The organism is Alkaliphilus flagellatus, assembly GCF_018919215.1.
Lineage (GTDB): Bacteria > Bacillota > Clostridia > Peptostreptococcales > Natronincolaceae > Alkaliphilus_B > Alkaliphilus_B flagellatus.
On sequence record NZ_JAHLQK010000001.1, the window covers coordinates 18,045 to 33,773 of the forward strand.

Consider the following 15,729-nt stretch of genomic DNA (forward strand, 5'->3'; position numbering starts at 1 on the left):
GGATCATATGGTAGAACCTGTAATAAAACTAAAAAATATTACTAAAAAATTTCCAGGGGTATTAGCAAATGATAATATATCTTTAGAAATTAATAAAGGTGAAGTATTTGCCATAGTAGGAGAAAATGGAGCTGGTAAATCAACCTTGATGAAAATTATGTATGGTCTTTATAAGCCTACTGGAGGAGAAGTATATATTAAAGGAGAAAAAATACAGAACTTTAATCCGAAAACCGCTATAGATAAGGGAGTTGGAATGGTTCATCAGCACTTTATGTTAGTTCCATCCTTTACAATAGCACAAAATGTTGTATTAGGAATGGAATTAAGAAAAAACAATATATTTGTTGATGAAAAAAAAGCTATTGAAAGTACTAAAAAAATTAGTGAAGAATATGGACTAAAAGTAGATCCTAAGCTTCCTGTAGAGATGGTATCCGTTGGTATTCAGCAAAGAGTTGAAATATTAAAAACTCTATACAGAGGTGCAGATGTGCTTATATTAGACGAGCCTACTGCCGTACTTACACCCCAGGAAACTGAAGAATTATTTGTTGTAATTAGACGATTAGTAAAGGAGATGGGTAAAACCGTAATAATAATTACCCATAAGCTAAATGAGGTTCTTGCTATATCTAATAGAGTAGCAGTTATGAGGGCAGGTAAGCTTATAGGAATTAAAAATACTAATGAAGTAGATGAAAAGATTTTATCTGAAATGATGGTAGGTAAAGAAGTTTTATTCGATAAATTACATAAGGAAAATAAACAGGGAGAAGTGCTTATACAAGTTGATAATTTAAAAGCTAAGGATAAAAGAGGGTTTATGGCTTTAAATGGAGTTTCATTTCAGGTGAAAGCTGGTGAAATTCTTGGAGTTGCAGGTATAGAAGGAAATGGACAAACGGAGCTAATAGAAGCTATAAGTGGTATGACTCCTATAGAAGGCGGAAAGATGGAAATATTAAATACAGATACTACTAAATTCAATACTAATCAAATTAGAAATATAGGGGTTTCTCATATAGCTGAAGATAGAATGTCTACTGGTTTAAATGGAAAAGGTTCTATTATGGAAAATATGCTTATGGGTAAACAGCATACTGAGCCCTTTGCAAAGAAAGGTATACATCTTAAATCTGATGTTGTAAGAAATTTTTCAAAGAAACTTATAGATAAGTTTGATGTAAGAACAGCTAGTGAGAATGTAAAAGTAGAAAATCTATCTGGTGGAAATATGCAAAAAGTAGTCATTGCTAGGGAGTTTTCTTTTGATTCTAAAGTATTATTGATATCCCAACCAACTAGGGGAGTAGACATAGGTGCTATAGAATTTATACATGAGGAAATTATAAAAAAACGAAATGAAGGCTGTGCAATACTGCTAGTATCTGCAGAGTTAGATGAAATATTTAGGTTATCAGATAGAATTATAACCATGTATGAAGGAAAGGTTACAGGAGAGTTTAATACAGATGAAATAGATAAAAGTGATATAGGCTATTATATGACTGGAAATAGAGCGAAAGAGGTGAATTTCTAATGAAGAAATTTAAGTTAGATGGTGAATATATTTTGTCCATAACAGCTTCTATATTATTAGCACTAATATTAGGGGGTGCCATTATGATTTTTAATGGTAAAAACCCTATTCAAGGTTATGGTGCACTTATTACTGGAGCCTTTGGTAGTAAATATGCATTAGCGACTACCTTTACAAAAACAGTACCTCTTATTTTAACTGGTCTTGCTACAGCTATAGCCTTCATGACAGGAATATTTAATATAGGAGGAGAAGGTCAGCTATATCTTGGTGCCTTTGCTGCTACGTATATAGGGTTTACATTTAAAGGATTACCTGTAGCCCTAGGTGTTGTTTTAGCCATAGTATGTGCAGCTATAGCTGGTGCAGCTCTAAGTTATATACCAGCTATACTTAAAGTTAAGTTTAAAATTGATGAAGTAATTGTTTGTGTTATGCTTAATAGCATAGCTTTATTGTTTACTGGTTACTTAGTTAATTATCCTTTTAAGGCAACAGATGGCAGCATGGGAGGCTCCAATCTTATTGCGGACCAATATAAATTTTCAAAGCTTATGGATGTATCAAAGCTTAACACTAGTATTATTTATACAGCTATGATTGCTATATTTATTTATTACTTAATTAAGAAAACTTCCTATGGCTATGATTTTAAAATGATTGGAGAAAATAATATATTTACTAAATATATGGGGCTTGCTACAGAAAAGTACATGATAGTAGCAATGCTAATCTCTGGTGCCCTATGTGGTATAGCAGGAGCCTTTGAAGTATATGGACTTCACTATAGATTTTTACCAAACCTTTCAAAAGGGTATGCCTTTGACGGAATGTTAATAGCTTTAATTGTAAAAAACAATCCTTTAGGAATTATTATTATGTCAATATTTTTTGCCGCTTTGAAAACAGGTTCTGTAGTAATGGAATTGGAAACTGGTATATCATCTGAACTTGTGGCAGTTATCCAAGCACTTATTATTTTATTTATGGCAGGTGAAACTGGATTTAAGGAATTTTTCAAAAGAAAAAATCTTAGTAAGAAAGGGGCATAGATTATATGAAGGATATTTTTAACTTATCTTTATTACAAAACATGATAAGAACTGCTACACCACTTATATTAGCTGCATTAGGAGGACTATTAACCATGCAGTCTGGTATTTTAAACATAGGGATGGAAGGAATGATTCTTCTTGGTGCCTTCTTTGCTGTTGTTGGGAGTTACTTCTTTGCCAGTTCTGCAATGGGAGTAGGCTTAGCGGTTATTTCAGGAATTTTGATAGGACTTCTATTTGCAATATTCGTTATAGAGCTAAAATCTGACGAGTTTGTTATAGGGGTTGCTATTAATATATTAGGTGCTGGCCTTACTGTATTTTTACTTAGAACAATTTTTGGTGTAAAGGGAGCATTTTCATCTCCAGATATTATTCCACTACCAGACATAAACATAGGTTTTTTAGCAAAGTTTCCAGTTCTAGATGCAATATTTAATAATCATTCAATTTTTGTTTATATAAGCTGGATATTAGTAATACTAGTGTACATATTTTTATTTAAAACACCTATGGGATATTGGCTTAGAGCATCTGGCGAGAGTCCAGCGGCTTTAGAGACAGCAGGAGTTAGTCCTAAGAAAATGAAATATATTAGTTCTATACTCTGCGGAATACTTTGTGGTTTTGCTGGAGCTCATTTATCTCTTGGATATTTGACCCTATTTACTGAAAATATGAGCGCCAACAAAGGCTTTATAGCACTTTCTGTTATTATATTTGGTTCTTCCCATCCAATAAAAGCTTTTTTTGCAGCCCTATTGTTTGGTTTTTTTGATGCTCTTGGTATTAGACTTCAAAGTGTTGGAATACCTTCACAATTTACTCAAATGATCCCATATATAGCGACAATTGTTGTATTGTTTATAGTATCTCAAAAAACATTCCAAAGGAGAAAAAGCAGTGAAGTATGATGCCATAGTAATAGGATCGGGAATAGCAGGAATAACCTTTGCAAGAGCTTATAACAAATATGGGAAAAAGATCGCTATAGTGGAAAAATCAAAATTAGGAGGTACAGCTATTTCTACAGGTTGTCTGCCTGTAAAGGTGCATAAAGATAATCTATTAGACTTTTTAAAGAGTAAAAAAGTTATAAAATCCTATGGGGTAGATTTAAATGTTAATTTAAATGATGTATATAAAAGAGGTCGTGAGAAAATATTAGGTCTGCAAGCCTGTATAGAGGATGAATTAGAAGGAATAGATTTATATTTTGGAGATGGTGAATTTTTAGATAGAAATACATTTAAAGTAGGAGAAGAACATTTGCTTTCTGAAATTTTTGTACTCGCCACAGGTACATCTCCGGTTGTACTTAAAGATTGTAAAAGAGCGATTAGTCATAAGGAATTGATAGATCTAGAAAATTTACCTGAAGAATTATTAATAGTAGGTGGCGGGGTAGAGGCTGTAGAAATTGCAGATATATATTCCTCCTACGGGGTAAAGATAGATATGGTCCTTCGCGAAGCAGATATTCTACAGGATTCAGATACAGATTTAAAGGATAGCTTGGTAGAAAGACTTAGAACTAAAAATGTTAATTTTTACTGTGAAGATGATATTATAGATGCTTTGGAAGATGGAGATAAGATAAAGGCTATAACTACTAAAGGGAATATTATAAAAGCAGATTATTTATTATACACTTCCATTAGAAAGCTAAATAAGATAAATGGTTTAGAGGATTTAGGGATAATCTACGATGAAAATAAAATTCATGTAGACAATAACTTAAAAACTTCTGTAGAAAACATTTATGCTATTGGTGATGCCAATGGTACGCTTGGTATGGCCCATGTTGCATATAATCAAGGGTTGTCTTTAGCCAAATATCTATGTATAGGAAAAGAAATTAATAAAAACTATAGCTCACTTCCTAGAAGTATATTTAGTCTACAGGAAATATCTGGTATAGGAAAAAGTGAAAATGATTTAAAAACGGAAAATTATAAGGTTTCAAAGGTTAATTTAAGAAATTTATATAGGGGTTATGCCAAAGAGTTAGATGGTTTTGCTAAGCTGATATACCGTGATAATGAATTGTTAGGATATTGGATTGTAAGTGATAATTCTAGTGATTTAATGGCAGATAGTGCATTATGGTTTGATGGAGGATGTACTTTAGAAAAAATATCCCAATCTCTATTTATTAATCCTAGCCTATTGGAAGTATTGCCTGAATTATATTTAAAAAGTATTAAGGGAGATGAGTGATATGTTACAACCTCATATACGATGCAGTAAAGAAGATGTCTCACCTATGGTCATTATGCCAGGAGATCCTAAAAGAGTAGACAAAATAGCCACTTTTCTAGAAGATGTAAGGGAAGTTAGCTACAATAGAGAGTTTAAAACTATAACCGGATATTATAGGGGAGTAAAAGTTACTGCCACATCAACGGGAATAGGTGGAGCTTCTGCAGCTATTGCTATAGAGGAACATTGCGCTATAGGAGCTAAATATATAATTAGAGTTGGAAGTTGTGGAGCTCTTCAAAAGAATATTAATATTGGGGATCTTATTATTCCTATATCTGCTGTTAGGGATGAAGGAGCATCTAAAATGTATGTTGAATCTACTTATCCTGCATCCTGTGACTTAGAATTAATTAGCATTATGGTGAAGAAGGCAAAGGAACTGAATTATAAGTTTCATAGTGGAATAGTTAGAAGTCATGATTCCTTTTACATAGATGATTCTGAGGAACTATCGAAATATTGGAGTAGGAAACAAGTATTAGGGTCAGATATGGAAACGGCAACCCTATTTACTCTAGGAAGTTTAAGAGGCATTAAGGTTGCAAGTATATTGAACAATGTTGTGTTATTTGAGGAAAGTACTAAGGATAGTATTAATAATTTAGTTGATGAAGGTAGTGAGGAAATGAAGGGTGAGGAAAATGAGATTATTTTAGCCCTAGAAACCTTCTATGAAATTTCAAAACTGTAGTTTAATATTTTAAAGCCCTTAGATTTATTGTCGCCCATTTTATGGATAAGGATAAATCTAAGGGCGTTTTTATTCTTAAAAACAATAAGGAAAGAACATGTATCTTTCAACTTTAGAAGCTATTTGCAGAGAGTTAGAATGTCAACCTGGTGATATACTAGAATATATGGAAGATGAAGAATATAAGAATAATAATCAACGGTAAGTACGTTGCTATAAGGTTTCATTGAGAATTAAAGTAAATTTCTTAATGAAATCTTAATTTTTCATTTGAATTTTTGGTGTATTGTAAGTATAATATAGTGTTCTGATATAATCCAATGAAAAAACTTATTTTTAGCATTTATCGTCAATATTATTAACAGCAAATTAGTTAGCTATAAACTAAGAATCAGTTCAGAGGGAGTTTTTACTCCGACAGAACGCAAAGTAATCGGATAAATATTTATGAAAGGTTACAAACGATACTTGAATTAGAGGGGATAAAAATGATTAATAAAAAAGCTGTTCTGACATCTATACTTGCGATGACAATGGTTTTATCAATTGGTTGCACCAGTATAAACACACCAAGAGAAACTGGAAATAACGATAATCCAAAGCAAGTAGAAGAAGATAATAAGGAGGAAGAGAAAATAACAGAAAGCCATAATCAAGAGAAGGAAGAGCCAACAGATGAAATAAAGCTACAATTAGATGAAATGACTCTAGACGAAAAAATTGGACAATTAGTTTTAGTAGGTATGGATGGTTATGATGTAAATGATAATGTAAAGGAACTTATAGAATCTTACCATGTAGGTGGAATAATATTATATAGGAAAAATGTGAAGGATAGCAATCAGCTATTATCTTTAATAAACTCTTTAAAAAGTAGCAATTCTTCCAATAAAGCACCCTTGTTTATTTCAGTAGATGAGGAAGGTGGAGTTGTCAGTAGAAATCCTAATGAGGTTAAAAAACTTCCTACAGCAAGAAGCATAGGTAAAACAGAGAATAGTAGTTTAGCATTTGAAGCTGGTAGATTATTAGGACAGACGGTAAAAAAGTTTGGATATAATATGAATTTTGCGCCTGTATTAGATGTAGATAGTAATCCCCTAAATCCTGTAATAGGAAATAGATCATTTGGAGATACAATAGAAACTGTTTCAACTATGGGACTTGAAATGTTTAAGGGAATTAAGGAAGAAGGGGTAATACCTGTAATTAAACATTTTCCAGGTCATGGAGATACTAGTGTTGATTCACATATTGGACTACCAGTTGTGGATCATGATTTAAAAAGAATAATGGATTTTGAGATCGTGCCATTTAAACACGCTATAGATAATGGGGCAGATGTGGTTATGGTATCTCATATTCTTATGTCACAGATAGATCCCGAGTATCCTGCTTCTATGTCTAGTATAGTTATTAACGACATATTAAGAGATAAGTTGAAATTTGAAGGTGTAGTTATTACAGATGATATGACGATGGGAGCTATAGAAAAAAATTATAACATAGGTGATGCAGCTGTTAGGTCTATTAAAGCAGGGACAGATATAATTCTAGTAGGTCATAATTACGAAAAAGCGGTAACTGTATTTAATGCAATAAAGACTGGAGTCGATACTGGTATTATTTCAATAGATAGAATCGATGAAAGTGTATATAAAATATTAAAACTAAAGGAGAAGTATGGGCTAGAGGATTTAGTAATTGAGGATCTGAATGTTGAAGAAATTAATAGAGATATTGGTAAGCTAGTAGAAAAGGTGAAGCAAAACTGAAAATATAATGTTAGCTTTAAAGCTTAAAATAGAGATCTAAACTATAAGGTGTAGATCTCTATTTTATTTTTTTATAATTTAAGTAGGCATTGTCTCTTATACTACTGCTTTTTAAAAAACAATAAGGTAGTAATTTAAAATGTTAATTGTACATAAATATAAATTATAAAAAAATTGTTTATACTAAGGTAAATCTAAAATTTGACAATTACCTTTTTATTATAGACTATTGTTAATATATATATTATAATAAACTTCAAACTATAACTAATTATGCATTAATAGTAGGGCGTAATGTTTATTTTACCATAGTTAAACATTTTAATTTAGAATATTAATGAAAGGATGTGAATAAATACACTGTAAAACTATATATTAGTAATTATATTAAAAAGTAATAAGGAGGAGGAGAAAATGTTAACGAACCCAGTTATTTTATCTGTTCTTGTCATGACAATTTTATGTTTACTAAAGTTAAACGTAATACTTTCTCTACTAATAGCAGCTTTAGTAGGTGGGTTAGCAGCAGGAATGCCTATTGCTGACACTATGAAAGTTTTAATAGGTGGTATGGGAGGTAATTCGGAAACAGCTCTGAGTTATATTCTGTTAGGAGCTTTGGCTGCTGCTATTCATACTACTGGTGTTGCAGAAATATTAGCAAAGAAAACTTCTGGCTGGGTTAAGGGAAAAGGAATTATTTTAGTAGGAATTATCGCAATAGTAAGTATATTCTCACAAAATCTTATTCCTGTACACATTGCATTTATACCAATATTAATACCTCCACTGATTATGGTAATGAATAAGCTAAAAATAGATAGAAGAGCTGTTGCATGTGCATTGACATTTGGGTTAAAGGCTCCATATGTAGCACTCCCAGTTGGTTTTGGACTTATGTTTCATAACATTATAAGAGACGAGATGATTGCAAATGGAATGCCGGTAGTTACTGGCGATATATGGAGAGTAATGTGGTTACCAGGACTTTCTATGGTAATAGGCTTATTAATAGCGATTCTATTTACCTACAGAAAGCCTAGAGAATATGTAGACATTGAAGGGGAAGTTGATAAGGATACAAGTAAGGAAACAGAAGTTATAATTAAAATGAATAAAGCTCATTGGGTTTCACTAATTGGAGCGGTATCAGCTCTAGTGATTCAAATAAAATTTGAATCGCTACCTCTAGGTGCCATTGTAAGTCTAGCGATTATGGTTATATTTGGAGCTATTAGATGGAAGGATATTGATAGCATAATTAATAGCGGCATAGGTATGATGGGATTTATTGCATTCGTTATGCTTGTTGCTTCTGGGTATGGTGCAGTAATAAGAGAAACTGGAGGAGTTCAAGCTTTAGTAGAAGGTGCCGCAGGTCTTATGGGGGGAAGTAAGCTAATAGCTGCATCCATAATGGTTTTAGTTGGACTTATTATAACAATGGGTATTGGAACCTCATTTGGTACTATTCCAATAATTGCTGCCATTTATGTTCCTTTAGCATCTATAATAGGATTTAGTATACCTGCAACTATTATATTAATTGGTACTGCTGCTGCATTAGGTGATGCAGGATCTCCAGCTTCCGATAGTACTCTAGGACCAACTGCAGGATTAAATGTGGATGGTAAGCACGATCACATTTGGGATACATGTGTGCCGACTTTTATTCACTACAATATACCATTACTAATTGCAGGTATTTTAGGAGCTATGATTTTTTAAATATATTTATTCTTCATGTAGATAGTTAATTGGATATGATGCTTAAAATATCCTTAGGTAATATAATAATCAAAATGCTCTTATACGGCTTGTTATTTATAATTTTCGCCAGATAAGAGCATTTATTTTGTTTAACACAGATTGTTTACATTACTTTAGCATATATTTATTACTTTCTACTACCTAGTATCATACCTAAATCTAAAAGTTCTCTTTGAAGCTCTATAAGCTTATTCTTCAATGTATCATATTCTTTTTCTAATAAGCTATCATCTATAAATTTATTAGTTTGGGAAGATAGATTTTCAAATTGGTCGTAGACTTCTTGTAGTTCCTTTTTAATATTTTCCTTTCTTTTAATCGGTTCTAATATCTCACCAGAGTAAGCTTTTAGCACTTCGTTTTCTATTTGGAACATGTATCCCATATTAGGAATTATAGTAGACATATCTAGCTTTTTTTCAATAAGTTTTGAAAGTGTATTTAATGAATCTTCTTCACCATGGACTAAAAATACTTTTTTAGGTTTTTTCTTAAAACCTTGTAGCCATTCTAAAATTCCAGGCTGATCTATATGACCAGAAAAACCTTCAACACTATATATCTCAGATAGTACAGCTATTGTCTCGCCTAGTAGTTTTACAGACTTAGCACCATCTTTTAAAATACGTCCTAATGTTCCATTTGCCTGATAACCGACAAATACAACACTATTTTTAGCTTTCCATAAATTATGCTTTAGATGATGACGTATTCTACCAGCTGTACACATTCCACTAGCAGATATGATAACTTTAGGAAAATCTGAATTGTTTAAAGCCATGGATTCTTTATAATCCCTAACAAAGTAAAGGTTTTCAAAGTCTAATGGATTATTACCACTTAAAATAATATCTTTAGCTTTTTCATCAAAAGAATAGGAATTCTTTTTAAAAATTTGAGTGGCAGAAATAGCCATAGGACTATCTATATATATGGGAACCTTCATAAATGTATCTAGATCATTGTTGTTTTCATAATATTGTTTTAGTTCATAAATTAATTCTTGAGTTCGTCCAACAGCAAATGAAGGGATTAGTACTGTTCCTCCCCGTAATACGGTTTTATTTATAATATCCGTAAGCTTTTCCATTCGCTTTTCCACATTTTCATGAACCCTATTGCCGTAGGTAGATTCTAAAATAAGGTAGTCTGCATCTTCAATTATTTGTGGATCACGAATAAGAGGCTTATTTTTCATCCCTAAATCTCCTGAGAATACTATTTTTACAGTATCTTTATCTTCTTCAATCCATATTTCAATTATTGAAGATCCTAATATATGCCCTGCATCACGGAAACGTACAGATATTTCTTCATTTAATTTTATTTTTTGATCATATAGTGCAGATTCAAAATAACGAAGGCTTAAAAGAGCATCTTCGATAGTATATAAGGGTTTAACTGGCGGTTTACCAGATCTTTTTCCTTTGCGATTTTCCCATTCTGTATCACTTTCTTGAATATGTGCACTATCCACTAGCATAATTTCACAAAGATCTTTGGTTGCTTTAGTACAGAGGATTTTCCCCTTAAAGCCTTCTTTAACAAGCTTTGGAATTCTCCCACTATGATCTATATGGGAATGACTCAGAAGAAGAAAGTCTATTTCAGATGGATTAAATGAAAAATCATTCTTATTTAAAATTTCTAAATCCTCACTGCCTTGGAATAATCCACAGTCTAATAAAATCTTATACTTATTTGATGTAATTAATATACTAGATCCAGTAACAACCTTTGCAGCTCCTAAAAATTGAATTTTCATAATTACAATCTCTCCTCTCTACCTAATATCATATATATCCAAAAAACGGGTTCTAGAATCACAATACATAATAAAAAGCTTTTTGACCTACTATGCCAATTTAAGGCATAATATCTATTTTTTTGACACTAAAGATGATATAATTAAGAAATATTATTAATATTCTAACATAAATAAAGAGAAGGTGGTTGGGAAAATGACGGATATGAAAATGAGTATTAGGACAAAGATATTTTTAGTTGTTATACTTACTGTTAGCTTAGCCTTTTCAGTTGTTTCTGGAATTATTTATACTAATACAAAAAATATTTTAGTAGATAATATTAAAAATGAGTTAGGGTATGCTAGAGAAAATATTGCCGTTAGAACCGTAGATGTTCTATCTACAGCAGAAAAAAATATTCATCAATTGGATATGAACCATTACATAAAAGATTTCTTGGAACAAGACATGAATAAAGAGACTATTGATACAGTTGATGGGTATAGAAGTCTTGTTAATACATTAAAACTCATAAAGGATAGCAATGAGGATTTATTAAATGTTTATGTTGGAGTTGGAAAGATTAATCATTTAATTACCTATGATGAATTTAAAACAGCATCAGACTATAGTACTAAGGATAGGGATTGGTATAAACAAGCAATTGCAAGTAATAATACTGTTATTACTGATCCATATATCGATGCCATAACTAGAGAATTGGTTCTTACTGTCAGCACTCCTATATATAGTAAGGATGGAAAGATTATTGCTGTTGCAGGGGTAGATATTACTTTAGATAGAATTTCACAAATTTTAAGCAGTTTTACTTATAACGAAAGTGGACATGCCATATTGTTAGATAGTCAGTCAAGATTTGTTTATCATAATAATAAAGATATGATACTAGAGAAAGATATTAATGATTTAGAAAACGGATGGGAGAATGTTTCAGAAGTTGTTTCAGCGGGAAATCCCTATGTGGATAAATTTATTATAGACGGAGAGGAAACTTACATATCTTACACACCAGTAGGCAATAGTAAGTGGGGTGCTATTCTTGTAGTACCAGTTAAAGAAGCAGAGGGAAGTCTAATATCATTCCGTAATATTTTTATTATTTCTATGCTTTCCGCTATTATTATATTATCGATTATGCTTTATGTATTAACAAAAAATATTTTAAAACAAATACCTACTCTTTTAGAATCCTACGAAAAGGCTAAAGCAGGAGATTTAACGGTTCAAGCTAAAACATTTTCAAATGATGAGATTAGCAAATTAGCAAGTGGTTTTAATCAAATGATAGAATCTCAACGAAATGTTATTACAAAAGTAATAGATGAAGCAAACAATATTATAGATGTGTTTAACAATGCAGAAAAAAATATTTACGAATTAAATGGAAGTATCGAAGAAGTATCTGCTACAACAGAGCAAATTTCAGCAGGTATGGAGCAGACAGCTGCATCCATGGAGGAGATGAGCGCAACTTCTATGGAGATTGAAAATGCTATAGAAACTATGACAAAACAGATAGAAGATGGACTTATATCTGCTAAGGAAATAAGTAATAGGGCCAATGAGCTAAAGCAAAATGCTATAACTTCTTCCAAAACAGCAAATGATATGTATGTAGGTACACAGGAAAAACTACTAAAAGCTATTTTGGATTCTAAAGCCATTGATGAAATAAGGGTGCTTTCTGATGCTATTTTAATGATAACATCCCAAACTAATCTTTTAGCATTAAATGCAGCTATTGAAGCAGCTAGAGCTGGAGAGGCTGGAAAAGGATTTGCAGTAGTAGCTGATGAAATTAGAAAACTTGCAGAGGACTCTGAAAAAGCTGTTACAGAGATTCAAGATACTACAGGTGTAGTTTTAACTGCTGTTGATAATCTAGTAGAAAGCTCAAAGCAAATATTAGAGTTTATGGATAAACAGGTTATTAAAGACTATGGAGTTTTAGCAGAAACAGGAGAACAATATAGTAAAGATGCTACCTATATTGAAGAATTATTATATAACTTTGATGTGACAGCAGAACATTTCTTACTATCTATCCAATCTATGTTAACAGCTATTAATGAGGTAACTATGGCTACTAATGAAGGTGCAGAAGGTACCACTAATATTGCCCAAAGAAACTCTGATGTAATGCATAGGTCGAATGAAATTGTTAATCAAATTGGGGATATAAAAAAAGGCGCAGAAGGTTTATTGGAATCTATTTCTAAGTTTCGAGTATAATAGTTAGTAAAGAAAGGCTCATTTTAGATGAGTCTTTCTTTATTTTTATCATAATATAACCGTGATAGTAACTGAGCATTTATAGTTTTTTATTTTGGAGATAAAGGTTTTTTACTAGTTATATAGAACTAAAATAATAGCAGCGCTTTGCTAAATTGTTAGCATTCATAAAGGAGTGGTGGTATTGGTAAAATCAATAACAGAAAAAGAAAGAATAATTGAAATTGATATTATCAGAGGAATTGCAATTCTAGGGATTTTCTTTGTAAACTTTCCAGAAATGATAATAGCACCTTTGCAAATGGTAAAATATTCAGGTTTAGATGCCTTTATTAGATTGCTTTATAATTTACTTATCCAAACAAAGTTCTACACTATTTTCTCATTTTTATTTGGATTAGGATTTTATATTTTTATGAGCAGAGCAGAATCCAGAGGAGATAAAATGTACAAGTTATTTTTTAGAAGGTTATTTTTTCTATTTATCTTTGGATTTGTACACTTCGCTTTTCTATGGCATGGAGATATTTTAAATATGTATGCTTTAGTAGGAGTATGGCTACTTTTATTTTATAGCAGGAAGCCAAAAACTATATTAATTTGGGCAGTAGTACTTTTAGTAATTGCAGTTATTTTCAATGGGTTTATTTATTTAGGTCCTGTCTTAAGTGAATTTTTAGATGAAGCCTTAGTGCAAGAAGGGCTAACACACTATAACCCTTTACAAGGCTGGATGCAAAAAGTAGCTTATAGAATTAGCTTGTTTAGTGATAGGTCTATTACAAGTGCTATTGGTTATACACCAGAGATTTTGTCTATGTTTTTATTCGGATTATATGTAGGAAAGATCAAGTTCTTTAACCGATTAGAAGAGTTTACTCCTAGAATAAAGAAGGCACAGATTGTATCATTGATATTATCATTTGTATTATTTATACCAATGGTTAATCTATATTTAAATTCAACAGACTATCAGCTTCAAAGTGCATACTTCTTTGTTTGGTTAAGTGGTAAGACAATGGCTGTTTTCTATATTTCCACAATATTATTGCTTAATAGAAAAGAGAAATGTCAAAAGATGTTGAAACCATTTAGTTATGTTGGTAAAATGGCATTAACAAACTATATAGGACAAACTATTTTTACTGCTGTTATTTTTTCTATATTATTTAAAAATACGGCAATAATTCCACTATGGTTAAGTGTTTTATACTGTCCACTGTTTTATGTAATACAGGTTAAGTTTAGTAAGTGGTGGCTTTCTAATCATAGTATGGGACCTTTAGAGTGGGTGTGGAGGTATGCGACTTACTTCAAGAAGGATTATAAATTAGGAAAAAGTAATTAATAGAACAGATTTGTTTGGGAGGAAAATAATTATGGATACAAAAGAAAAAAAGGTATATGAAACTTTAGATATGTTAAACATTCCTTATGATAGATATACACATCCAGCTGTAAGTACTATTGCAGAAATAGAAGAATACGATGTAAAGGGTGATAATATTGCCCATTGCAAAAACTTATTTTTACGTAATTCTAAGGGAGATAAACATTATTTAGTTGTAATTGAAAGCCATAAAAAGTCAAGTACTAAAGATTTAGCAAAGCAGATTGAAAGTACAAGATTAAGCTTTGCATCTCCAGAGAGAATGGAAAAATATTTAGGTCTTGAACCAGGTTCAGTTTCACCATTTGGACTAATTAATGATGAAAATAAAGAAGTTGAGCTATTAATTGATAATGATCTAGCCACAAGAGAAAAGATTACATTTCATCCCAATATTAATACTGCCAGTGTAACTATAAGCTATGATGATTTTCAAAAGTATATTAAATGGTGTGGTAATAGGGTTAAATATGTGGAAGTTAAATAGTATAATTATTAGTAAGGTTAAGGTTGTGATATAGATTATGTATCATGTTATGATAGTAGAAGATGATAAAAAGATAGCTAGTTTAATTCAAAGTCATGTAGAAAGATATGGCTACGAGGCATATATAGTTGAAGATTATTCTAATATTAAGAGCGAGTTTATAAAACATAATCCCCATATTGTTTTAATGGATATTAACCTTCCATTTTATGATGGTTTTTATTGGTGTAGGGATATTAGAACTATTTCTAAGGCACCTATTATATTTATATCTGCAAGAAGTTCTGACATGGATCAAGTTATGGCAATTGAAAATGGCGGAGATGACTATATTACAAAGCCATTTTCCTATGATGTCTTAATTGCAAAAATTAAAAGTGCATTAAGACGAGTTTATGGAGAGTATTCGGAGAACAATAATAGTGAGGTATATGAAGTAAAAGGCTTGTATTTAAATATTAATCAAAACACCTTAGAGTTTAATGGAATCAAAATAGAGTTAAGTAAAAAAGAGTTTCTTTTAATACATTCTTTGCTTAAGAAGCCTAATACTATTATTTCAAGGGATGAACTTTTAGAAATATTATGGGATGATGTAGATTTTGTTGATGATAATACTTTATCTGTTAACATTACTAGAGTTAGAAAAAGATTAGAGGAACTTGGAATTAGGAATGCTATAGAGACAAAGAGAGGGCAGGGTTATTCCATTACAATTAATTGGGATATTTAATAGAAAGTTCTCGAAAGCA

At 31.4% G+C, this 15,729-nt stretch carries 13 protein-coding genes; 12 read left to right on the forward strand and 1 reads right to left on the reverse strand.

Going from position 1 to position 15,729, the window contains the following annotated elements; all coding sequences use genetic code 11:
• Nucleotides 1-7: 7 nt before the first annotated feature.
• From KQI88_RS00105 to KQI88_RS00140, 8 genes are all read left to right on the forward strand, one after another.
• Entirely contained in the window at nt 8-1,543 is a 1,536-nt protein-coding gene (locus KQI88_RS00105; protein WP_216414337.1) for an ABC transporter ATP-binding protein, read from the forward strand.
• Nucleotides 1,543-2,595: an ABC transporter permease gene (locus tag KQI88_RS00110; RefSeq protein ID WP_216414338.1), complete on the forward strand. Its 1,053-nt coding sequence runs from the start codon at nt 1,543-1,545 to the stop codon at nt 2,593-2,595. Before KQI88_RS00105 ends, KQI88_RS00110 begins: the two co-directional genes overlap by 1 nt.
• A 5-nt stretch (nt 2,596-2,600) precedes the next feature.
• On the forward strand, nt 2,601-3,512 hold the full coding sequence (locus tag KQI88_RS00115) for an ABC transporter permease (protein ID WP_216414339.1): 912 nt from the start codon (nt 2,601-2,603) through the stop codon (nt 3,510-3,512).
• Nucleotides 3,502-4,818 (forward strand): FAD-dependent oxidoreductase, encoded by a 1,317-nt coding sequence (locus KQI88_RS18395; RefSeq protein ID WP_216414340.1) that lies wholly within the window; start codon nt 3,502-3,504, stop codon nt 4,816-4,818. The genes KQI88_RS00115 and KQI88_RS18395 overlap by 11 nt, the downstream gene beginning before the upstream one ends.
• Nucleotide 4,819: 1 nt before the next feature.
• Nucleotides 4,820-5,554, forward strand: a complete 735-nt coding sequence (locus KQI88_RS00125) for a nucleoside phosphorylase (RefSeq protein WP_216414341.1) — start codon at nt 4,820-4,822, stop codon at nt 5,552-5,554.
• A gap of 97 nt (nt 5,555-5,651) precedes the next feature.
• Nucleotides 5,652-5,759 (forward strand): helix-turn-helix domain-containing protein, encoded by a 108-nt coding sequence (locus KQI88_RS00130; protein ID WP_216414342.1) that lies wholly within the window; start codon nt 5,652-5,654, stop codon nt 5,757-5,759.
• A 283-nt stretch (nt 5,760-6,042) separates the two neighbouring features.
• Nucleotides 6,043-7,329 carry a beta-N-acetylhexosaminidase gene (gene nagZ / locus KQI88_RS00135; RefSeq protein ID WP_246579063.1) on the forward strand — a complete coding sequence of 429 codons (1,287 nt, stop codon included), beginning with the start codon at nt 6,043-6,045 and terminating at the stop codon, nt 7,327-7,329.
• Nucleotides 7,330-7,743: 414 nt separating this feature from the next.
• A complete protein-coding gene (locus tag KQI88_RS00140; RefSeq protein WP_216414343.1) occupies nt 7,744-9,057 on the forward strand; it encodes a Na+/H+ antiporter family protein in 1,314 nt (437 codons plus the stop codon).
• 169 nt (nt 9,058-9,226) lie between these two features.
• On the opposite strand, the gene KQI88_RS00145 is transcribed toward KQI88_RS00140, so the two are convergent.
• Nucleotides 9,227-10,864, reverse strand: coding sequence for an MBL fold metallo-hydrolase RNA specificity domain-containing protein (locus tag KQI88_RS00145; RefSeq protein WP_216414344.1), 1,638 nt, complete (start codon nt 10,862-10,864; stop codon nt 9,227-9,229).
• A 196-nt stretch (nt 10,865-11,060) separates the two neighbouring features.
• Here KQI88_RS00145 and KQI88_RS00150 point away from each other — a divergent pair, with 196 nt between their 5' ends.
• The 4 genes from KQI88_RS00150 to KQI88_RS00165 all read left to right on the forward strand — a co-directional run bounded on the left by KQI88_RS00150 (nt 11,061) and on the right by KQI88_RS00165 (nt 15,710).
• On the forward strand, nt 11,061-13,100 hold the full coding sequence (locus KQI88_RS00150; protein ID WP_216414345.1) for a methyl-accepting chemotaxis protein: 2,040 nt from the start codon (nt 11,061-11,063) through the stop codon (nt 13,098-13,100).
• A gap of 184 nt (nt 13,101-13,284) precedes the next feature.
• Nucleotides 13,285-14,448 carry a DUF418 domain-containing protein gene (locus tag KQI88_RS00155; protein WP_216414346.1) on the forward strand — a complete coding sequence of 388 codons (1,164 nt, stop codon included), beginning with the start codon at nt 13,285-13,287 and terminating at the stop codon, nt 14,446-14,448.
• A gap of 31 nt (nt 14,449-14,479) precedes the next feature.
• The gene (locus KQI88_RS00160) at nt 14,480-14,977 is read left to right on the forward strand and encodes a prolyl-tRNA synthetase associated domain-containing protein (RefSeq protein ID WP_216414347.1); all 498 of its coding nucleotides are present in this window, start codon (nt 14,480-14,482) and stop codon (nt 14,975-14,977) included.
• 37 nt (nt 14,978-15,014) lie between these two features.
• Entirely contained in the window at nt 15,015-15,710 is a 696-nt protein-coding gene (locus KQI88_RS00165; protein ID WP_216414348.1) for a response regulator transcription factor, read from the forward strand.
• Nucleotides 15,711-15,729 lie beyond the last annotated feature (19 nt).